Raw genomic sequence first — 20,874 nt, forward strand, 5'->3', positions numbered from 1 at the left:
CCCCGTTACCGATCTAGTTCCTCCACCGTGAAACAGACCTGTTCGGCCTTGAATTGTCCCCCGTCGAGTGTGCGCTCACGTGCGAAATCGGCGACCACGAATACCTTCGTACGCCTGAACAGCAGAGGTCGTGAGCGCGCTGGTCATGTGGCCAGTCTGCCACGTGGGGCAAGTGAGGCAAAGTTCTCGTCGTTGAGAATGCGCTGAGATCGCGGTCGAGAATGCGCTGAGATCGCGCCGGACTACAGCATGTCGGTGGCCGCCGGTAGCGTGGATGGACGATGGAGACGACGGTGGCGGGAACAGCGGCGGGGACGGCAACGGTGAGTACGGCGGCAACGCGAGGCGCGGTCGGATCCGCGCAGGCCGAGGGGCAGGCGCAGCGCCTGCTCGAGGGCTTGAATCCGCAGCAGCGGGCGGCGGTCGTGCATGCGGGTTCGCCGCTGCTGATCGTGGCCGGCGCCGGCTCCGGGAAGACCGCGGTCCTCACCCGGCGCATCGCCTATCTGCTGGCCGAACGCGGCGTCACGCCCGGGCAGATCCTCGCCATCACGTTCACCAACAAGGCCGCCGCGGAGATGCGCGAGCGCGTGACCGACCTGGTCGGTCCGCGTGCCGCCGCCATGTGGGTGTCCACCTTCCACTCCTCCTGCGTGCGCATCCTGCGCATGCAGGCGAATCTGCTGCCCGGCGCGTTGAACTCGAACTTCTCGATCTACGACGCCGACGACTCGCGCCGCCTGCTGGCGATGATCGTTCGCGACCAGAATCTGGATCCGAAGAAGTACTCGCCGCGACTGCTCGCGACCGCGATCTCCAATCTCAAGAACGAGCTCATCGACCCCGAAACGGCCACGGCGGACGCGGAATCCGACGAGACCGAGCTGCCCGGCATCGTCGCCCGGGTCTACACCGAATATCAGCGGCGCCTGCGCGCGGCCAACGCCTTCGACTTCGACGATCTGATCGGCGAGACGGTCGCGCTCCTGCAGAGCCACCCGCAGGTCGCCGAGTACTACCGCCGTCGCTTCCGGCATGTGCTGGTCGACGAGTACCAGGACACCAACCACGCCCAGTACGTACTGGTGCGTGAGCTGGTCGGCCATCATGTGCGACCGCCGGCCGGCGAACTCGACGACGCCGACGCGGGTGCCGAGGCCGCAGATCCGGAATTCACACCGGCGCGCCGCGACGATGTGGTGCCGCCCAGCGAACTGTGCGTGGTCGGTGACGCCGACCAGTCCATCTACGCGTTCCGCGGGGCGACCATCCGCAATATCGAGGAATTCGAGCGCGATTTCCCGGACGCGGAAACGATTCTGCTGGAACAGAACTACCGGTCCACCCAGCACATTCTCTCGGCGGCCAATGCGCTCATCTCCCGCAACGAGAATCGGCGCGACAAGAAGTTGTGGACCGATTCCGGCGAGGGTGATCTGATCGTCGGCTACGTCGCCGACAACGAACACGACGAGGCGTCGTTCGTCGCGCGCGAGATCGACCGGCTGGTCGAACAGGGCGACTACAACTACGGCGATGTCGCGGTGTTCTATCGCACCAACAACAATTCGCGCGCGCTGGAAGAAATCTTCATCCGCATGGGCCTGCCCTACAAGGTGGTCGGCGGAGTCCGGTTCTACGAGCGCAAGGAGGTCCGCGATGTGGTCGCTTATCTGCGTGTGCTGGAGAACCCCGACGATGCGGTGAGCCTGCGTCGCATCCTCAACACGCCGCGCCGCGGGATCGGTGACCGCGCCGAGGCCTGTGTGGCGGTGCACGCCGAACAGCGCGATATCGGCTTCGCGGCCGCGCTGCGCGACGCCGCCGACGGCAAGGTGGCCCTGCTGAACACCCGCGCGCAACGTGCGATCGCCGGCTTCCTCGATCTGCTCGACGAGATCCGCGCCGCGGGCGTTACCGGGGACACCGAATTCCCGGATGTGGGCAATGTCGTCGAGGCGGTGCTGGACAAGACCGGCTACCGCGCCGAACTGGAGGCCTCCGACGATCCGCAGGACGGCGCCCGGCTGGACAACCTGAACGAATTGGTCAGCGTGGCAAGGGAATTCAGTTCCGAGGCGCGCAACAATGTGGAGGCCGCCCGCGAGGAGGGCCTGCTGCCCGAGGCGGCCGACGGCGAACCGGACCCCGGTTCCCTGGCGGCGTTCCTGGAACGTGTCTCGCTGGTGGCCGATACCGATCAGATCCCGGACGAGGGCTCCGGTGTGGTCACCCTGATGACCCTGCACACCGCGAAGGGGCTGGAGTTCCCGGTGGTGTTCGTGACGGGCTGGGAGGACGGCCAGTTCCCGCATATGCGCGCGCTGGGCGATCCGGCCGAACTGGCCGAGGAACGCCGCCTGGCCTACGTCGGCATCACCCGCGCCCGGAAACGGCTCTACCTGTCCCGTGCGGTGGTGCGGTCCGGGTGGGGACAGGCGGTGTCGAATCCGGAGTCCCGCTTCCTGCAGGAGATTCCGGGCCATCTGATGGACTGGCAGCGTCTGGAGCCGACTCCGCCTTCGGGCGGACGTGGCTTCCGCCGCCGCGGCGAGGACGACGGCCTGGAACGCGATTGGACCCGCGGCGACGGCTGGTCCCAGCGCCCCGGCCTGCGCGACCGCAGTCCCGCCCGGCCCGCGGCCAAACACAACAACTCCGGCCTCGTCCTCGCGGTGGGTGACCGCGTCAGCGACGACAAGTACGGCCTCGGCCGAGTGGTCGCCGCCGAAGGCTTCGGCGCCCTCGCCACGGTCACCATCGATTTCGGCACCGCCGGCAAGATCCGCCTCATCCCGCAGTACAGCCGGACCCTGGTCAAGCTCTGAGCGGCGGTTCCGGCGGGCTCGCGCTCAGCGGCGCGCCGGAACCACAGCCTTGACCATCACGAGTTCCACACGGTCGTCCGAGTCGAGATCGGTGCGCCGGAACCGTTCGGCGTCTTCGCCGGGCGCGGTCTCGAATTCGAATCCGTTGCGGCGGTACAGCGCGATGGCGGGCTCGTTGTCGGCGAAGACACCGAGCCGGAGCGTGGTGTAGCCGCATTCGGCAGCCCAGCGCTCGACAGTCGTCAGCAGCAGATCGCCGACGCCCAAACCCCGCGCGGACGGGTCGACCCACATCGAAATCACCCTGGCCGCAGTATCTTCCGGCCCCGGCACTCCGCTGGCTATTCCCACCGGTTCGCCGTGGTGCAACGCCAGCAGATCGCGGGCTCCCGGGATATCCAACCGCGCGCGCCAGCGGTGCTCGCGATCGCCGTCGCCCTGCCATTCCGCCAGCCGGGTCCGGTACGCCCGCGGTGCCCCCGCCAGTGCTGCCAGCCGAACTCGGCGCCAGATCCGCCAGTCCTCAGCGCCGACCACCCTTATTTCGATCATGACGCCGGAGTGACCGCCGCCCGAACTAGTCGCGTTCGGGGCCGAGGGAGATGCCGCGGGAGGCGAGCCAGGGGAGGGGGTCGATCTTGTCCTGGCCGTTGAGCCACACCTCGAAATGGCAGTGCGGGCCGGTGGAGAAGCCGCGGTTGCCGACGGTGGCGATCTGGTCGCCGGCCAGCACGTGTTGGCCTTCCGAGACGGTGGCGGTGTCGACGTGGCCGTAGACCGTGATGGTGCCGTCGGCGTGCCGCAGGCGGACCCACATGCCGAAACCGGAGGCCGGGCCGGCGCTGATCACGTCGCCGTCCTCGACCGCGTAGATCGGGGTCCCGATCGGGGCGGCGATGTCGACTCCCAGGTGCTGCACACCCCAGCGGCTACCGAAGCCGGAGGTGAAGGTGCCGTTGGCGAATTTGGAGAACAGGGGGCGCAGTTTCGCCGATTCCTGGGCCGCGAGTCCGGCGGCGAATTCCTGACCGTGCTGCAGGATGTCCTGGAACTGACTGAGATCCGCGACCGGCGCGACATTGAGAACCTGCGGCGATTGTGGATTACCCGCCTGGGTGCTGACCGCCTGGGCCGCGATTTCGTGAACCTGACCGGCGGCGTCGTAGTCGGCGGTCGCATTGTGGTGCTGGCTGCCGGACTCCATTCCGGCCTGTCCGGCGGCGACCACCGCGCCGGCGGCGACCGCCACCACGGCGGCACGGCCCTTGAGCGCGGCCGGTGGGGTCGGCACCCGGTGTGCGCCGCTGAACCGCTTCGGGCCCTCCGCGGTGGCGCCGGCCTCATCGGCCTCGGCATCGTCACGCTTCCAGGGGCTGCGCAGCCGGGCCAGGTTGAACGGTTCGTTGCCGGCGGGCTCGTCGTAGCCGTCGGCGGCCTCGTAGTCGGCCTCGTTCTCGGGGTAGTGCACGCCCCGGCTGTCGTCGTAAACGGGATCGGCGGCGGCCCATTCATCGGTCCGCGGCCACTGCGGATCGGCGGTCCAGTCACCGTCGGGCCGGGCCTGGGCGCCCCACGGCTGGCACTGTCCGGAATCGTCCGAACCGGTTGCGCCCCAGGTGTTCTCGGCCGAGTGTGCGGTGGTCGCGGTGAGACCGACGACGGCCGCACCACCGGACGGCATCCAGCTGTCGGCACGCCCCGGCATACTGCGCACGGGCGGGGCCGCGGTCTCCTCGGAACGGGAACCGGTGTAACCGCCGAAGGATTGGTTACCACCGAAGTATGGATGCTGGTCGAGGGATTCACCGTCGGCGCGGTAACGGCGAGCGGACTGCGGCCGATGCCCGGGTTGTAGGCGACCGTGGCTCATCGGCGGACTCCGAGACCGGATAACGCGGGGGAGCCGGATGACGCGGGACGCGCTGCGCCGGTACAACGGCTCGCTACCTGCGGAGCACTGTGCTGCAACAAGCCTGCCGTCCTCCTGATCGGTGCGGTGTACGCGGCCTCATCCGGGTGGGTTCGCCGATGTCTTGTACCAGGTGTTCTACCAGCTGGATCTTTCGACCGAGTGACGAGTATTCCCGTCGCGCTTGTGATCTGGCTGTGACATCGACCGCATCGACGGTAACGAAACGATTGCAGGTGGGCAAGCGCTCCGCTCGATAAGGGGGTACTTGTGAGATTGATCACGTCTGGCTCTCGGAATATCTCACATCCCGCTGGGCACGCGAGTGAGAACAGACAACTACGCTATGTAGTAGCCAATGTGGCAATTCGGACCATCGTCCGCCCTACCTGGCGGCGTGTCAGCAAGCTACTCGCCAGTAGCCTTGGCCAGCGGTTTTGCCCGGGCGGATGCCCGCTCGTGACCTGCGCCACTTAGGCTGTATGCGGCTGATTTCGGCGACATCGAACTGATTAGAGTCCGACTCGACCCGCTTCCGACGACGGGCCGCCAACAAAGTCGTTGTCACAACAACGCAGACGAGACGGTGAGTACATGGATCTCTTCGAATATCAGGCGAAGGAACTCTTCGTGAAGCACGGAGTGCCTTCGTCGGAGGGCCGCGTCACGGACTCGGCCGAGGACGCCCGTGCCATCGCGACCGAAATCGGCAAGCCTGTGATGATCAAGTCGCAGGTCAAGGTCGGTGGCCGCGGCAAGGCCGGTGGTGTGAAGTACGCCGCCACCCCGGACGACGCCTTCACCCACGCCTCCAACATCCTGGGCCTGGACATCAAGGGCCACGTCACCAAGAAGATCCTGGTCGCCGAGGCCAAGGACATCGCGGAGGAGTACTACATCTCCTTCCTGCTCGATCGCGCCAACCGCACCTACCTGGCCATGTGCTCGGTCGAGGGCGGTATGGAGATCGAAGAGGTCGCCGCCACCAAGCCCGACCGCCTGGCCAAGGTGCCGGTCGACGCCGTCAAGGGTGTGGACCTGGCCTTCGCGCGCTCCATCGCCGAGCAGGGCCACCTGCCCGCCGACGTGCTGGACGCCGCCGCGGTGACCATTCAGAAGCTGTGGGAGGTCTTCGTCGCCGAAGACGCGACCCTGGTCGAGGTGAACCCGCTGGTCCGCACGCCGGAGAACGAGATCCTGGCGCTGGACGGCAAGGTCACCCTGGACGAGAACGCCGACTTCCGTCACCCCGACCACGCCGAGTTCGCCGATCGTGACGCCACCGATCCGCTGGAGCTCAAGGCCAAGGAGAACGACCTCAACTACGTCAAGCTCGACGGTGAGGTCGGCATCATCGGCAACGGCGCCGGCCTGGTCATGTCGACCCTGGACGTCGTCGCCTACGCCGGTGAGAAGCACAACGGCGTGAAGCCGGCCAACTTCCTCGACATCGGTGGTGGCGCCTCGGCCGAGGTGATGGCCAACGGTCTCGACGTGATCCTCAACGACGCGCAGGTCAAGAGCGTGTTCGTGAACGTGTTCGGCGGCATCACCGCGTGTGACGCGGTGGCCAACGGCATCGTCAAGGCCCTGGAGATCCTGGGGTCGGAGGCGAACAAGCCGCTGGTCGTCCGCCTCGACGGCAACAAGGTCGAGGAGGGTCGCAAGATCCTCGTCGATGCCAACCACCCGCTGGTCACCCTCGCCCAGACCATGGACGAAGGCGCCGACAAGGCCGCCGAACTGGCTGCGGCCAAGTAAGGACAAGAGAACATGTCTATCTTCCTGAACAAGGACTCCAAGGTCATCGTCCAGGGCATCACCGGCGGCGAGGGCACCAAGCACACCGCCCTGATGCTGAAGGCGGGCACCCAGGTCGTCGGCGGCGTCAACGCCCGCAAGGCCGGCACCACCGTGTCGCACACCGCCAAGGACGGCTCGGCCGTCGAGCTGCCGGTGTTCGGCACCGTCGCCGAGGCCATCAAGGAGACCGGCGCCGACGTGTCGATCGCCTTCGTGCCGCCGAAGTTCGCCAAGGACGCCATCATCGAGGCCATCGACGCGGAGATCCCGCTGCTCGTGGTCATCACCGAGGGCATCCCGGTGCAGGACACCGCCTACGCGTGGGCCTACAACGTGGAGAAGGGCAACAAGACCCGGATCATCGGCCCCAACTGCCCCGGCATCATCACCCCGGGCGAGTCGCTGGTGGGCATCACCCCGGCCAACATCACCGGCAAGGGCCCGATCGGCCTGGTGTCGAAGTCGGGCACCCTGACCTACCAGATGATGTACGAGTTGCGTGACTTCGGCTTCTCGACCTCCATCGGCATCGGTGGCGACCCGGTCATCGGCACCACCCACATCGACGCCATCGAGGCGTTCGAGAAGGATCCGGAGACCAAGCTCATCGTCATGATCGGCGAGATCGGCGGCGACGCCGAGGAGCGGGCCGCGGCCTACATCAAGGAGAACGTGACCAAGCCGGTCGTCGGCTACGTCGCGGGCTTCACCGCGCCGGAGGGCAAGACCATGGGCCACGCCGGCGCCATCGTGTCCGGTTCCTCGGGTACTGCGGCCGCGAAGAAGGAGGCCCTCGAGGCCGCGGGCGTGAAGGTCGGCAAGACCCCGTCCGAGACCGCCGCCCTGGCGCGCGAGATCCTGGAGAAGGCCTCGATCACCGCTTGATCACAGGTACTGCGAAGGCCGCCTTGTTCCGACAAGGCGGCCTTCTTTCATCTCGGCAGGTGAACGACGTGCTGCCGGGCAGTGGGCAGCTCGCTGCCGTGGGGTCACAGCTCGCTGCGGTGGGCAGGTCGGCAGCTCACTGTGGTGGGCAGGTCGGCAGCGGTTGTCGTGGGCAGGGAACAACCGTCGTTCAGGGTGCCGGGAGCAGGTGGCACAGGCCCAGCGTCCGCACCACCGTGCAGAACATTTCCGAAACGTCCATCCGATACCTCCGATCGTCTTCGGTGACAACACGATCGAGACGGGTATGCGGTTCATAGTGAATTCTCGAGCTTGCCGCCAGTGGCGTCGTGGCCGTGACCGGCGCGCTCGAGTGCAGTAGCGTCAAGGGCATTCAGCCTGAAAGCCGATGAAGGACTCGATAGGAGACGACCACATGTCCTACCCGACCGGGGGATCCGGGTACAACGCGCCCAATCAGACGCCCGGGCCCACACCCTCGTCCGCCCCGAGCTTCGGCCAGCAGCCGACAGGTAGTACCGGCGGCGGCTCGGGGCTTTCGGCGTTGAGCGGCAAGGGTCTGACGTTCTACCTGACCGTCGGAATCGCCGCGCTGGGCGTAATCAACTTCTTCCTGGGCTTCCTCGATTTCTCGACCTTCGACGAGGGCGCGATGAACAGCTCCAAGGAGCCCGACAAGGGCATGAGCCTGTTCCAGGAGGGCGGCACGGCCCCGCTGTTGCTGCTGCTGTTCGCGGGTCTCGTGGCCGGTATCGCCTTGCTGCCCAAGCAGGAAGCCAAGAACGGGGTGGTCGCGGCGGCTTCGGCGGCCGGCTTCCTCGGCGTCCTGTTCCAGGCGTTCGTGACGCCGACGCTGTACAAGACCGCGGGCACCGCCTGGGTCCTGGTCTTCCTGGCGCTCGTGCAGCTCGCCGCCGCCGTGGTCGCGCTGCTGTTCGAGACCGGAATCCTCTCCGCGCCCGAGGCCAAGCCCGCGGCAGCCGCTCCCGGCGCCGGCGGCTCGAGCGCCTACGGCCAGCAGTCCTCCTACGGCCAGAGCCAGCCGGCCCAGCAGCAGTCCTACGGTCAGGCCCAGGCCGGCCAGCAGGCCGCTTACGGCCAGTACGGCCAGCAGTACGGCCAGGCGCAGAGTCAGGCCCAGCAGCAGGCAGGTCAGCAGCAGGCCGGCTACGGGCAGTACGGCCAGCAGTACGCCCAGGGGCAGTACGGCCAGCAGCCCTCGCCGTACGGCCAGCCCGGGCAGCAGCCCTACGGGCAGCCGGGCCAGCAGGGTTACGGCGCGCAGGGTGCCCAGTCGCCCTACGGTCAGCGCCCGCAGACCGGTGGTGACGAGGCCGCGACCCAGCACTTCGGCGCCGCGGGCCAGCAGCCCGGCCAGCAGTACGGTTCGCTGAACTTCGGTCAGCAGGGCCAGCAGGGCCAGCAGGGCCAGGCGGGGCAGACCGGTCAGCCCGGCGCCCAGCCGTTCGGTGGCGAGCAGACCGGCAACCCGGCCGCCGACGCCACCAAGGCCTTCCGTCCCGAGGACGACCAGAAGTAGATCCGCTCCGACGCGACGATCGGCGAGTCAGGCGCTCTTCACGGCGCGCCTGACTCGCCGATCCGTTTCCAGCTGACACCCTGACATGTCGGTGGTCGTGTCGTGCTTCGGCGTCAACCGGACGAGTCAACCAGGATCCCGCGAGGTAGTTCTATGAAGTCCGCACTGGTCCGATGGGCCGACCTTCGCGAACAGCGGGCCGGCGCGAGACCGGCGCAGGCTCACTCGCACGGCGATGCGCCGCAGCAGCGGAGCGGTCAGGGCCCGGGCGCGGACGGACCCGAGGATCCGGTATTCCTCTCACTGAGTCCCGAGCGGGCCAAGGTGCTGCTCATCATCGCGGCTCGCGCGTCGAGTTTCACCGTGGTCGCCATCGTGGCGATCGTGCTGGTCACGCTGATGGCCGCGGGCAGCGGTATGACCGGCGCGTCCGGCGCGATCGCGGCCGGATGGCTGGCCGTTCATCAGGTCCCGGTCGTGGTCGGCAAGACCTCACTCGGCCTGCTGCCGCTGCTGCCGACCGCAGTGGTGTTGTGGCTGACCATGCGCGACTGCGCGCATGCCGTCTCGCCGCGCTCCTCGCGGGCCGATCTGGGCTGGATCGTCGGCGCCGCGCTCGCGGGCCCGCTGCTGGTCACCGCCGTCTGCCTGGCCGTGGCCGAGGACGCCGCGACGGCCGTGCCCCTGCAGTCGCCCGATACGCTCACCGCCTTCTGCTGTGTGGGGGGTTTACATCTGCTCGCGGCGGCCACCGGGATCGCGACCCGGCCCAATGCGCTGCGCGACCGGATCGCCTCTTATCTACCGGACTGGGTTTTCGCCGGGGCGCGGGCGGCGGCGCGGGCACTGTGGCGGCTGCTGCTCGGCGGGGCGACCCTCACACTGGTGTCGTTCGTGCTGCACTGGTCGGTGATCGGTGATACCTATGCGGCCGCAGGGAATTTCGCGGGTGTCGTCGGGTTGACCGTGCTGTCGCTGGCCTATCTGCCGAACGTCGTGATCGCGGCGACCAGCGTGCTGATCGGTGCGGACGTGCACATCGGCGCCGGGGCGCTGAGCGTCTTCTCGGTCGCCGGGGCGCCGGTGCCCGCGCTGCCGGTACTCGCGGCGGTGCCGAGCGGGCCCGCGGCCGGCTGGTGGCCGGTGTTGCTGCTGGTTCCGGCGGCGGTCGGGGTGCGTGGCGGGCTGGACTGCGCGCGCGACTCCGCCGACGAGATGCGCAGTCCGTGGGCGACGGTGTTCTCGGCGGCGCTCGCGGCGCTCGCCATGGTGCTGCTGGGACTGCCGGCGGGCGGCGCGGTCGGGTCGTTCGGCGAGATCGGTCCCGGCGTGCTGGTCACCGCGGGATTGACCTTCGCCTGGCTGACCGTGGCCGGATATCTCGGATTGCTGTGTGGGAGAAGGTTTCTCGGAATTCCGCCCGCGGTGGTCGAGCCGGGGTTCGGCGGGCGTTCCGGCCACCGCGGCCGGTACCTGCCCACCGACTACTCGCGCGACGAGTACGACAGTGACGAGAACGACCGGGACGAGTACGACCACGACGAGCACCGGGATCACGGCTACGACCCGGACTTCGACCGAGACGACGACTACGACGACCGCACCGAACCGGGCTACATCGACCAGCTGTACGACGACCCGCGCTATGTCGAATACGAATTCGAGGACGATGTCGACAATGCCGCCGTCGAGGACGACTATCCACGACCGGCTTACCGACGCACCGGCTCCGTCGAGGTGGTGGAGGTCGACGGCGAACTGCTCGACGACGACCTCGCGCCCGCGCACGCCGATCCGGACGACGAATTCGACGCCGGAAACTCCGACATCGTCGACGCCGAAGTGGTAGAGGGTGACCTGCCGGAGAGTCCCGGCAGGGGCGGTCGTTAGGCTCTAACCCGGCGGACCTCGGGTTCGCCGCCCTCCGGCAGCCCCGACGCACAGGGAGTAGAGCGCTGACCACCCCGCCCGCCCAGCTGGTCCCTCCGACCGCGCCTGCGACCCTCGTCGTACTCGCCTCGGGCACGGGATCGCTGCTGCAATCGCTGATCGCGGCCACCGAGCGCCCGGACTATCCGGCGCGCATCGCCGCCGTGGGCGTGGACCGGATCTGCGCGGCGACCGACCATGCGGTGCGGGCCGGCATCCCGGATTTCCGTGTCGCCCCCGCCGACCATCCCGATCGGTCCGCCTGGGATATCGCGCTCACCGACGCGGTCGCCGCCTACGTCCCCGACCTGGTGGTGTCGGCGGGATTCATGCGCCTGTTCGGCCCGAAATTCCTGGAGCGATTCGAGGGCCGGATCATCAATACCCATCCCGCGCTGCTGCCGGCCTTCCCGGGCGCGCACGGGGTGCGCGACGCGTTGGCATACGGGGTGCGGGTGACGGGTTCGACCGTGCATCTGGTCGACGCGGGCGTCGACACCGGACCGATCCTCGCTCAGGAGCCGGTCGCGGTGCTGCCCGGCGACGACGAAGCGAGTTTGCACGAGCGCATCAAAGTTGTGGAGCGTCGGCTGCTGGCGGAGACCGTCGCCGCCGTCGCCACGCGAGGCATTGTCTGCGACGGACGAAAGGCAGTAATTCCAGATGAGTGAGGCCCCGGTTAGTGCACGCAGGGCGATCCGCAGGGCGTTGGTGAGCGTCTATGACAAAACCGGGCTCATCGAGCTGGCCACCGGACTGAACGAGGCCGGTGTCGAGCTGGTGTCGACCGGTTCGACCGCCGCCCGCATCGCCGACGCCGGAATTCCGGTGACCAAGGTCGAAGACCTCACCGGTTTCCCCGAAACCCTCGACGGCCGGGTGAAGACGCTGCATCCCCGCGTGCACGCCGGCATCCTCGCCGACACCCGCAAGCAGGAACACCTCGATCAGCTGGTGGAGCTGGGCGTCGAGGCATTCCAGCTGGTGGTGGTGAACCTGTATCCGTTCACCCAGACCGTCGCCAGTGGCGCCACACCCGACGAATGCGTCGAGCAGATCGATATCGGCGGCCCGTCGATGGTGCGCGCGGCCGCGAAGAACCACCCCTCGCTCGCCGTCGTGGTCGACACCGGTGACTACGACGACGTGCTGACGGCGGTGCGCGGTGGCGGTTTCACCCTCGCCGAGCGAACCACGCTGGCGGCCAAGGCTTTCCAGCACACCGCGAGTTACGACGTCGCGGTCGCGAGCTGGATGACCAACGTGCTGACCTCCGACGATTCCGCGGACTCCGACGCGGACAGCCGGTTCCCGTCCTGGATGGGCGGTGTGTGGACCCGCGACGCGGTGCTGCGCTACGGCGAGAATCCGCATCAGGCGGCGGCGCTGTATCGCAACGACTCCGGCCCGGCCGGGCTGGCGCAGGCGAAGCAGGTGCACGGCAAGGAGATGTCGTACAACAACTACACCGATGCCGATGCCGCCTGGCGGGCCGCCTGGGACCACGCCGAACCCGCGGTGGCCATCGTGAAGCACGCCAATCCGTGCGGCATCGCGGTCGGCTCCGATATCGCCGAAGCGCACCGCAAGGCGCACGCCTGCGATCCGGTGAGTGCGTTCGGCGGCGTGATCGCGGCCAACCGCGAGGTCACCGTCGAGATGGCCGAACAGGTGGCCGAGATCTTCACCGAGGTCATCGTGGCTCCGGGCTACGCCGACGGCGCGGTGGAGGTGCTGCAGCGCAAGAAGAACGTCCGCATCCTGATCGCCGACGAACCCCGGCGCGGTGGCGTCGAACTGCGGCCGATCAGCGGCGGCGCGCTGCTGCAGCAGACCGATATCGTCGACGCGGACGGTGACGACCCCGCCAACTGGACGCTCGCCACCGGCGAAGCGGCCGATGCCGAAACTCTCGCCGACCTCGAATTCGCCTGGCGCGCATGCCGGGCCGTGAAATCGAATGCGATTCTGCTGGCCCACGACGGCGCCTCGGTCGGGGTCGGCATGGGGCAGGTCAACCGGGTCGACGCCGTCCATCTGGCGGTGCTGCGCGCCGGTGACCGCGCCAAGGGTTCGGTGGCGGCCTCCGACGCCTACTTCCCGTTCCCCGACGGTCCGCAGCAGTTGATCGCCGCGGGCGTGAAAGCCATTGTGCAGCCGGGTGGTTCGGTGCGCGATCAGCTGACCATCGATGCCTGCCGAGAGGCCGGAGTCACGATGTACCTCACCGGGGCGCGTCACTTCGCGCACTGATCGGTGAACACGAACGTCGCCGCCCGCCGGAGTCTCCGGCGGGCGGCGACGTCGTTCGACGGGGCCGTTCGCTGACCCGGGCGAATCAGTTCGCGCTCAACACTTTCCGGTCGCCCAGTGGCTTCTTCAGCGGAATCTCCAGGGTGCCGAAGACGGCGATCATGGTGCACATGCGCCCGGCCGCCTCGGGCAGGGTGCCGGCCTTCAGGGCGACGGTGACGGTGCTGTCGGTTTCGGTGGTGGTCGCGTCCACGCCGTAACACTCCGGTGAGCCGATCTGGAAATTCACCGCGATCCGGTCCGGGGCCACCCGGCTCCAACTGTCGAACGGCAGCGGGTGCGGATTGGTGATCGTCGAGTTGGCGGTGAACATCCGGCCGGGCTGCGGCGGATTCTGCTCGGTGGGAGTGCTCACCGCGGCTGTCGTCGTATTCGCTTGTGCCCCACCGTTGTCGGAGTTCCCGCAGGCGGTGACCAGGAGGGCCGGTAGTGCGAGGAGCGCGAGTGCCGCCGCTGCGATGCGGCGTCGTCCGGGGATGGAGTCCATGGAGTCACCCTATCGGCGGGCGCGAGGTGGCTGTGAGCCACGTCCCAGTGAACATTCTGCGAACGCCGGCGCGTAACTGCTGCGAAATCCGGGGCGCGCCAAGTAGTGTTCGCAAACGATGAGCGAATGCGGTTCTGCGCCATCGAATCACCGATCGACACGACCTCTTCTCGAAAGGATCCACCGCGTGGGCGACACGTTGCAGGTAGGCGAGGAACTCGGCCTGGGTCAGGCCCTTCAGGGCGGCGCGTACACGCTGACTCTCCAAAATGACGGCAACTTGGTGCTTTCCGAGCCCGACGGCACCGTGGTGTGGGCGACCATGACCCATGAGCGGAGCGTCGAGCGCGCCGTTCTGCAGGAGGACGGCAACTTCGTGCTGTACTCCGGCAGCGGGCCCGTCTGGGCCACCGACACCAACGGGCAGGCCGCCGATCATCTGGTCCTGCAATCGGACCGCAACCTCGTCCTGTACGGCCGGGACGGCGCCTCGCTGTGGGCGTCGGGCACCAACACCGACAGCCCGATCGTGGTCGAGGAGCCGGTCGCCGCTTCGGCCGCCGAGCAGGTGCCTCCGCCGCCGGCGGCGCCGGAACCCCGCACCTACACCGTGGAGTCCGGTGACACGCTGTGGGCCATCGCGGAACGGTTCTACGGCGACGGCAACCGCTACCTGGAGATCGCCGGGGCGAGCGGCATCGAGAATCCGGATGTCATCAACGAGGGTCAGCTGCTGACCATTCCCTGACCGGGAAACGACCGAGCGCCCCCGATGCCGCGGCATCGGGGGCGCTCGTTTGTCGTTCGCTACCTACTGGTGAACGGCAGCAGCGCCATCTCGCGCGCGTTCTTCACCGCGACCGCCACCTGCCGCTGCTGCTGCGGGGTGAGTCCGGTGACGCGGCGGCTGCGGATCTTGCCGCGGTCGGAGATGAACGTGCGCAGCAGGTTCACGTCCTTGTAGTCGACGGTTTCGACGCCGGCCGCGATCAGCGGGTTCTTCTTGGGCCGCCGGGCCTGTTCGGCGCGGATCCGCTTCGACGGTGCTCGCTTGAGTGCCATGTGGGCCATCCTTTCTCGGCGTGAGCTCTGGTCCTACGCTGTCGCGCGGGCGCCCCGACCGCTCCTGCCGGTTCCTTCCGACGAGATCTGCGATGGTCTACCAACTCGATTTGTGTACACCGGGCAGCTCCCCCCGGTGGGCCAGCTCGCGCACACGTACCCGGGATAGTCCGAACTTGCGGAGATGACCGCGGGGGCGGCCATCGGTGGCGTCCCGATTGCGCAATCGTACCGGACTGGCGTCGCGCGGCAGCCGCTGCAGCGCGAGCTGTGCTGCGGCCCGGCGATCGTCGTCGGTGGCCGGATCACGGATCAGCTCCTTGAGCTCGGCGCGGCGTTCGGCGTAGCGAGCCACGATGTCGCGGCGTTGCTCGTTGCGCGCGATCTTGGATTTCTTCGCCATCACCGCTCCTCGCGGAATTCGACGTGCCGGCGCAGCAGCGGATCGTATTTGCGCAGCACCATGCGGTCGGGGTCGTTGCGGCGGTTCTTGCGGGTGACGTAGGTGTACCCGGTACCGGCCGTCGACCGCAGCTTCACGATGGGGCGGATCTCGTTGCCGCGCGCCATCAGACCTTTACCCCGCGAGCCCGGATCCGGGCCACGACCGCTTCGATCCCGTCGCGGTCGATGGTCTTGATGCCCTTGGCCGAGACGCGCAACGTGATGCGGCGACCCTCGCTGGGCAGGAAGTAGGTCTTGCGCTGGATGTTCGGATCCCAGCGCCGGTTGGTCCGAACGTGGGAGTGCGAGACGGACTTACCGAAGCCCGGCTTGCGGCCGGTGACCTGGCAGTGGGCCGACATGGGGCTCCTTTCTGAAAATGATTTTCGACAACGGTCGCCGCAGACTGTACCGTGACGCTGTAGCAAATGAAAATCGTTATCGAAAGGGGTTCCGGTGCTGTCACATCCCGACCGCCGCACGCCCGTCGTGCTGCTGGCGGGCTTCCAGGGGCCGGTCGCGGACGGCATGGACCACATCGCGCGACTGCTGGGCGCGGCGCCCGGCACGGTCGTCGTGCGACACGATCTGAGTTCGCTTCGGGAAGGCGTGGTGCGTCGCCGGGTGCGCCTCGACGGCCGGGAGACCGCGAGCGTGCACGAACTCGCGCACGGCTGCGTCTCCTGCACCCTGCGTGCCGATCTGGTGCCGCTGCTGTGCCGGTTGGCGGCCCGGGATTCGGTGCGCCGCATCGTGATCGCGCTCGACCCGGCCTTCGAGGCGGAAGCCGTATGCCACGCGATCGACACCGTGCCCGTGGTCGACATGGTGGGCCGCGTGGACGGCCCTGCCGGTCGCGATGTGCGGATCGAGGCGGTGGTCACCGGCCTCGATGCGCGCAGCTGGCCGGCGGACGCGCTGAGTGACGAGACCGTCGACGAACGAGCGGGAGGGCCTGGTGACGACGATCGGACCGTGGCGCAGCTCGCCGTCGGACAGGTCGAATTCGCCGATGCGCTGGTGGTTTTCGCGGCCGATCAGGTGAGCGACGCGGAGCGCGACGTGGTGCGGGCGGTCGTGGATCGGCTGGTGCCCCGGGCTCCGTCGATCTGGGCCGGTGACGGGCGCGACATCGCCGCGGCGCGCATCGAGATGCTGCTCGACCGCATTCCCGCCGATTCCCGGCGCGGCCGCGTCTTCGACGCACATGCGCCGCTGTTGCGTGGCCGGCCGCCGCTGGTGGCGGAACACGGTGTGGCGTTGATCGAATTCGCCGCCGCTCGCCCATTTCATCCGACCCGCCTGCACGAAGCGCTGGATGTGCTGTTCGAGGGTGTGATCACCGCGCGCGGGCGAATATGGCTGGCGACTCAGCCCGAGCGTGTGGTGTGGCTGGAATCCGCCGGTGGCGGATTGCGGGTCGGCGACGCGGGGCGGTGGCTCGCGGCGATGAGTCCCGCGGAACTGGCGTGCGTCGACCCCGATCGGCGCGCGCTGGCGACACTGCGCTGGGACGAGGATTTCGGGGACCGCGACATCTCGCTGGTGATCCTCACCTGCGGCGCCGATGCGGACGAGATCCGTACCGCGCTGCACTGGGCGCTGCTCGACGAGGCCGAGATGATCCTGCTGCGCAATGCGCCGGATCTGGTCGCGCACTGGGCCGATCCGTTCGGCGAATTCCACGAGGATCCTTGCGAGACAACGCAATCCGACAACTCGGGCGGCCGCGGTGTCGATTCCCGGCCGAATGAAAGGTAGGACGATGAAATCAGGGATTCACCCGGAGTACCACCCGGTGGTGTTCGAGGATGTGAGCACCGGCACACGCTTCCTCACTCGTTCGACGGCGACGAGCGTCCGCACCGTCGAATGGTCCGACGGCAACAGCTATCCGCTGATCACGGTCGATGTCACCGCGGATTCCCACCCGTTCTGGACCGGCGCGCACCGCGTCCTCGACAGCCAGGGCCGGGTGGAGAAATTCGAACGCAAATACGGCAGGCGCACATCGCTTCCCGGCTCGGGACGCGGGGAGAACTGATATGGCGGTCCCGAAGCGACGCCTGTCGCGTGCCAATACCCACAGCCGGCGTTCGAACTGGAAGGCGACTCCTCCCGACCTGGTGCCGGTGAGCGTCGGGGGCGTCGTCCACAAGGTCCCGCGCCGATTGGTCGCCGCCGTCCTGCGTGGGCTGATCGACCCGAACCGGCTGTAGGACACACGTTCCGATCAGTCGATGGTTTGTGTCGTTTGCCTGAATCGAGCGACCGCTTGGTTATCGAATAAGCCGGAGTCAGCTGGGCTATCGCCGCAACTGGGCTTGCGATGTGGTAGCTGGAACGTGAATCGGCAACTGCTGGTTGGTTTTTGGCGTCGGAAAAAGTCCGGTGGAAACGCTGCCTTCCGAGGCCGATGCCGGTACCCTCGTGGCTGAGGGCGGGTTCTCCTGGTGACAGGAGAACCCGCTCATCGCCACTTTCGGGCCTTTCACCCCTGTCGCGTGGAAGAGGGTGGCGCTTCCAGGGCTCGTTGCCCGGGCTGTGGCGCCTCGTCCGGCTTCGGCCGCAGCGCGTCGAGCAGTGACTCCCAGCGCGCGATCTGCTCGCCGATCACCGCCGCCGGATTCTCCAGCAGTGCGGCCACCAGCGACAGCGGCCACGGCAATTCGGCCGGCGGCGGTGTCTGTCCGGTCAGTTCCAGCACCGTCGTCTCCAGGTCGGCGATCTCGGTGCGCAGCTCGCCGATCTGCCGCAGCGCGGCACCCAGCGCCTCGACGACCGTCCGCTCCGAAATGGCGCTGCCGTCCGTGCCATCGTCGTCGCCCAGCTGGGGCCAGCCCGCCAAACCGGGGCCACGCAGCTGAACCTGTACATCGCGCAACATCGCTTCCTGCTCCGGAGTCACATCCGGTACCTCTCTCATCGCTTCCGCGGCGGGCCGAAATGCCTGCTCCACACTGTAATTCGCGGAGCCCCTCCCGTGCACCGAGACCGGGGCGCCCATGCCGTGGGGCGACGGTTCCGGCGTGGCCGTGAGGGGTGCGGACGCCGCCGCGATTCGGGAGTGGAAGAGGCCGGTTCGCGGGCGGCTGCACATTTGCCAACTCGTGCTCATGGGCCCGAAAATGTCCGAATTTTCAGCTTCTTAACATTCCTGGCATCTTCTTGGCGGCTTATTAACGGCCTTTGTTACGTGTTCGTAATGGGGTCACGACAGCCTGTCTAAGGGTTTCGATTTCGAGCTCAGGCGCCAGGGTATCGGCGCCGCAAACTGCTGAAGAAAGTGTATGAGGGAATGAAGCTCAGGAAGTTCGCCGCAACATCGGCTCTGGTCATCGCTGCTCTTGGGATCTCCACAGGCACCGCATTCGCAGCTCCCGTTCCGGCCGCCAACCCCGATATTCATTACACGGCAAACGTTGTCGACAAATCCGTCGTGGTGAAGACCGACGCCGGATCGCTGACGACGGAAGGCAACGAGTTCCAGGTTCGCGACAACCAGGGCAAGGTAGTAGCCGGATTTCCGCTGAGCTATCAGCACGACGGTCTGGAGTACCCGATCGCCGCGCAGATCGACGGCAATCAGGCCACGCTGGTCCCGAGCACCGACCGCGCTGCCGCCCACCCGGCGCAGATGCTGCACGACGTGGCCAGCCGTTCGGATCTCGACGCGGCCAACCAGAGCGCGATCAACGAGCTCGGTATCGCCACCAGCATCGGCACCCTCGTCGGGACCGCGATCGGCCTGGCCGGCGGTTGTGCGCTCGGTGCCGTCCTCGGCACCCCGTTCCTGGTCGTTCCGGGCTGGATCGGCGGCTGCCTGACCGGTGCCGCCCTGGGCGCCCCGCTCGGTGCCGCGGCCGGTCTGGTCGGCGTCGGCGGTATCTCCGGCGTGCTGGTCGCGATCGAGTACTTCAACCGGATCAACGCGCCCGCCGAATCGTAATCTCCGACAGCGCAACGCAATCGGGGCGGGCCGTACGGCCCGCCCCGATTCTCGTCTGTGTGCGGCTCGGCCCCGTCCAGCCGGCGCGAAGGGTTCAGCCCACCGGTTGCGGCGCCCGTCCCGCGGGCCGCGCCTTGGCGGCCGGCGACGCGGTCTGCCCGGCAGTGGAATTCGCCGCCTGAGCCAGCTGCCGCGAGCGGGTGGTGCCGGTGCGGTCGGGTGCGACCAGGACCGCGGTGATCGGTACCGCGAGCGACAGCGTGCCCACCACGAAGACCGGGACGAAGAGGGTAAACAGATCGTCGCCGCCGGGCTGGCCGACCGCCGTGTCGAGATGGACGTGCACCCCGGCCTGACCGAGGTAGTGCACAGCGGTGACCGCCACCGCGTACAGCACAGCCGCACCGGCCAGGGGCAGCATCGCGGCGAAACGCGTGGTGGCCCAGAGCAAACCGATCGAGGCCGCGATAGCCAGCGCTCCCGCCGCCAGCGACATCCAGATGTTCACATCGACCGATCCCTGCACTCGGATCGCGCCCATGGCGAGCAGATGCATGATCCCGATGCCGAGGCCCATCACCACGCCGCCGGTGATCACCCGCACGATCGTGCTCACCTTGCCCGTGATCACCAGTCCCGCCAGGACCCCCGCCATCGCGACGACCGTCGCCACGACCATCCGGGTGATGTCGTAACGGATCTCACCGGTCGACACCCCGATGCCGAGCATGGTGACGTAGACCGCCAGCCAGGTGCCGACGCCGCCGATGGACACTGCCGCCGCGGTGAGCCACACCATCCGGAACCGCGCGGTGACCGAGAGCGTCGACTGGCGAACACACGCCAGTCCTACGACCGCGCCGGCCGCGGAAACCCCGAGTGCCAGACCCAGCACCCAGTACCCCATGGTGAAGTAGTTCATCGCTTCCCCTCCGCTCGCACCGCTCAGCTCTGTCCCACCGTCGCGTGGGTGGCGGTCAACCGCTGAATCGCGTATTCGGTGACCGCGGCGAGCGCCCGCCGCACCTCCCCGGCGTCCCGGGCGTCGATGTCGACCACCGGCACACCCTCGCGGATCGACAGCGCCTCACGCAGTTCGGCGACCGGGAAACGCGGCGCGCTCGGAAACCTGTTGACCGCCACCAGGAACGGGAGCCCGCGCGCCTCGAAGAAGTCGACCGCGGCGAAGCTGTCCTCGATCCGGCGCGTGTCGACCAGCACGACGGCGCCGATCGCACCGCGGATCAGGTCGTCCCACATGAACCAGAATCGGCGCTGTCCGGGCGTGCCGAACAGGTACAGCGTCAGATTGCCGGGCAGGATGATGCGGCCGAAATCCATGGCCACCGTGGTGGTTTCCTTGCCCGGGGTGGCGGACAGGTCGTCGATACCGTCGGATACGCCGGTCACCATGGCCTCGGTGCGCAGCGGCACGATCTCCGAGACCGCACCGACGAAGGTGGTCTTCCCGGCGCCGAACCCGCCCGCGACCACGATCTTGGTCGAGGCGGTGCGGCTGTCGAGCTCCGGGTGGGGCGGCGTCGGAGCCGTCGAGTTCTGAAAGTGCATGGGGGGATTCTGGTATGGAAGCGGCGGTTGTGGGTGTGAGCCGGGGGAATTGGCTCCGGGCTGAGCGATCTGCGAAGAATTCGTCTGCGGTAGCGGCGGATAACGCTCGGCAGTCGAGGGCGCCGCGGCGTTCTG

Annotated in this window: 22 protein-coding genes; 12 read left to right on the forward strand and 10 right to left on the reverse strand. The window is 68.0% G+C overall.

Annotated elements, in window-relative coordinates:
- Positions 1–281: 281 nt before the first annotated feature.
- Entirely contained in the window at positions 282–2,828 is a 2,547-nt protein-coding gene (gene pcrA, locus IG65_RS0112545; RefSeq protein WP_030515074.1) for a DNA helicase PcrA, read from the forward strand.
- 24 nt (positions 2,829–2,852) lie between these two features.
- On the opposite strand, the gene IG65_RS0112550 is transcribed toward pcrA, so the two are convergent.
- Complete coding sequence (locus IG65_RS0112550; protein WP_030515075.1) at positions 2,853–3,380, reverse strand: GNAT family N-acetyltransferase; 528 nt, start codon at positions 3,378–3,380, stop codon at positions 2,853–2,855.
- Between the two features lie 25 nt (positions 3,381–3,405).
- A complete protein-coding gene (locus IG65_RS36460) occupies positions 3,406–4,296 on the reverse strand; it encodes a M23 family metallopeptidase (protein WP_231509188.1) in 891 nt (296 codons plus the stop codon).
- A gap of 1,035 nt (positions 4,297–5,331) precedes the next feature.
- Between IG65_RS36460 and sucC the strand changes: the two genes are divergently transcribed.
- The 6 genes from sucC (at position 5,332) to purH (ending at position 13,168) form a co-directional block, all read left to right on the forward strand.
- A complete protein-coding gene (gene sucC, locus IG65_RS0112560; RefSeq protein ID WP_030515077.1) occupies positions 5,332–6,498 on the forward strand; it encodes an ADP-forming succinate--CoA ligase subunit beta in 1,167 nt (388 codons plus the stop codon).
- 12 nt (positions 6,499–6,510) lie between these two features.
- Positions 6,511–7,425 (forward strand): succinate--CoA ligase subunit alpha, encoded by a 915-nt coding sequence (gene sucD / locus IG65_RS0112565; protein ID WP_030515078.1) that lies wholly within the window; start codon positions 6,511–6,513, stop codon positions 7,423–7,425.
- 436 nt (positions 7,426–7,861) lie between these two features.
- Positions 7,862–8,986: a DUF5336 domain-containing protein gene (locus tag IG65_RS0112570; RefSeq protein ID WP_030515079.1), complete on the forward strand. Its 1,125-nt coding sequence runs from the start codon at positions 7,862–7,864 to the stop codon at positions 8,984–8,986.
- Between the two features lie 153 nt (positions 8,987–9,139).
- The gene (locus IG65_RS35805; RefSeq protein WP_051755842.1) at positions 9,140–10,876 is read left to right on the forward strand and encodes a DUF6350 family protein; all 1,737 of its coding nucleotides are present in this window, start codon (positions 9,140–9,142) and stop codon (positions 10,874–10,876) included.
- A 65-nt stretch (positions 10,877–10,941) separates the two neighbouring features.
- The gene (purN, locus tag IG65_RS0112580) at positions 10,942–11,586 is read left to right on the forward strand and encodes a phosphoribosylglycinamide formyltransferase (RefSeq protein ID WP_197039830.1); all 645 of its coding nucleotides are present in this window, start codon (positions 10,942–10,944) and stop codon (positions 11,584–11,586) included.
- A complete protein-coding gene (purH, locus tag IG65_RS0112585; RefSeq protein WP_030515082.1) occupies positions 11,579–13,168 on the forward strand; it encodes a bifunctional phosphoribosylaminoimidazolecarboxamide formyltransferase/IMP cyclohydrolase in 1,590 nt (529 codons plus the stop codon). The genes purN and purH overlap by 8 nt, the downstream gene beginning before the upstream one ends.
- An 85-nt stretch (positions 13,169–13,253) precedes the next feature.
- On the opposite strand, the gene IG65_RS0112590 is transcribed toward purH, so the two are convergent.
- Entirely contained in the window at positions 13,254–13,715 is a 462-nt protein-coding gene (locus IG65_RS0112590) for a hypothetical protein (RefSeq protein ID WP_051755844.1), read from the reverse strand.
- Between the two features lie 187 nt (positions 13,716–13,902).
- Between IG65_RS0112590 and IG65_RS0112595 the strand changes: the two genes are divergently transcribed.
- Positions 13,903–14,463 carry a LysM peptidoglycan-binding domain-containing protein gene (locus tag IG65_RS0112595; protein WP_030515084.1) on the forward strand — a complete coding sequence of 187 codons (561 nt, stop codon included), beginning with the start codon at positions 13,903–13,905 and terminating at the stop codon, positions 14,461–14,463.
- Positions 14,464–14,522: 59 nt separating this feature from the next.
- Here the strand turns inward: IG65_RS0112595 and rpsR are convergent, their stop codons facing one another.
- The 4 genes from rpsR to rpmB form a co-directional block, all read right to left on the reverse strand.
- The gene (gene rpsR, locus IG65_RS0112600) at positions 14,523–14,777 is read right to left on the reverse strand and encodes a 30S ribosomal protein S18 (protein ID WP_030515085.1); all 255 of its coding nucleotides are present in this window, start codon (positions 14,775–14,777) and stop codon (positions 14,523–14,525) included.
- A gap of 97 nt (positions 14,778–14,874) precedes the next feature.
- Positions 14,875–15,180: a 30S ribosomal protein S14 gene (gene rpsN / locus IG65_RS0112605; RefSeq protein WP_030515086.1), complete on the reverse strand. Its 306-nt coding sequence runs from the start codon at positions 15,178–15,180 to the stop codon at positions 14,875–14,877.
- Entirely contained in the window at positions 15,180–15,347 is a 168-nt protein-coding gene (rpmG, locus tag IG65_RS0112610) for a 50S ribosomal protein L33 (protein WP_030515087.1), read from the reverse strand. The genes rpsN and rpmG overlap by 1 nt, the downstream gene beginning before the upstream one ends.
- Positions 15,347–15,583, reverse strand: coding sequence for a 50S ribosomal protein L28 (gene rpmB, locus IG65_RS0112615; protein WP_030515088.1), 237 nt, complete (start codon positions 15,581–15,583; stop codon positions 15,347–15,349). The genes rpmG and rpmB overlap by 1 nt, the downstream gene beginning before the upstream one ends.
- Before the next feature lie 94 nt (positions 15,584–15,677).
- Between rpmB and mrf the strand changes: the two genes are divergently transcribed.
- Genes mrf through rpmF form a run of 3 tightly spaced genes read left to right on the forward strand, consistent with a single transcriptional unit; the run spans position 15,678 to position 17,440 of the window.
- Positions 15,678–16,982: a ribosome hibernation factor-recruiting GTPase MRF gene (gene mrf / locus IG65_RS0112620; RefSeq protein WP_036524270.1), complete on the forward strand. Its 1,305-nt coding sequence runs from the start codon at positions 15,678–15,680 to the stop codon at positions 16,980–16,982.
- A 4-nt stretch (positions 16,983–16,986) separates the two neighbouring features.
- A complete protein-coding gene (locus IG65_RS0112625; protein ID WP_030515090.1) occupies positions 16,987–17,265 on the forward strand; it encodes a type B 50S ribosomal protein L31 in 279 nt (92 codons plus the stop codon).
- A gap of 1 nt (position 17,266) precedes the next feature.
- Positions 17,267–17,440, forward strand: coding sequence for a 50S ribosomal protein L32 (gene rpmF, locus IG65_RS0112630; RefSeq protein ID WP_030515091.1), 174 nt, complete (start codon positions 17,267–17,269; stop codon positions 17,438–17,440).
- 272 nt (positions 17,441–17,712) lie between these two features.
- Here the strand turns inward: rpmF and IG65_RS0112635 are convergent, their stop codons facing one another.
- Positions 17,713–18,129 carry a hypothetical protein gene (locus tag IG65_RS0112635; protein ID WP_156055570.1) on the reverse strand — a complete coding sequence of 139 codons (417 nt, stop codon included), beginning with the start codon at positions 18,127–18,129 and terminating at the stop codon, positions 17,713–17,715.
- 531 nt (positions 18,130–18,660) lie between these two features.
- Here IG65_RS0112635 and IG65_RS0112640 point away from each other — a divergent pair.
- A complete protein-coding gene (locus IG65_RS0112640; RefSeq protein ID WP_051755846.1) occupies positions 18,661–19,170 on the forward strand; it encodes a hypothetical protein in 510 nt (169 codons plus the stop codon).
- Positions 19,171–19,264: 94 nt separating this feature from the next.
- Here the strand turns inward: IG65_RS0112640 and IG65_RS0112645 are convergent, their stop codons facing one another.
- Positions 19,265–20,092, reverse strand: a complete 828-nt coding sequence (locus IG65_RS0112645) for an MHYT domain-containing protein (RefSeq protein ID WP_030515094.1) — start codon at positions 20,090–20,092, stop codon at positions 19,265–19,267.
- Positions 20,093–20,115: 23 nt separating this feature from the next.
- A complete protein-coding gene (locus IG65_RS0112650; protein WP_051755848.1) occupies positions 20,116–20,739 on the reverse strand; it encodes an ATP/GTP-binding protein in 624 nt (207 codons plus the stop codon).
- Between the last annotated feature and the right edge of the window lie 135 nt (positions 20,740–20,874).

The organism is Nocardia sp. NRRL WC-3656 (assembly GCF_000720265.1).
In the GTDB taxonomy this organism is placed as follows: Bacteria; Actinomycetota; Actinomycetes; order Mycobacteriales; family Mycobacteriaceae; genus Nocardia; species Nocardia nova.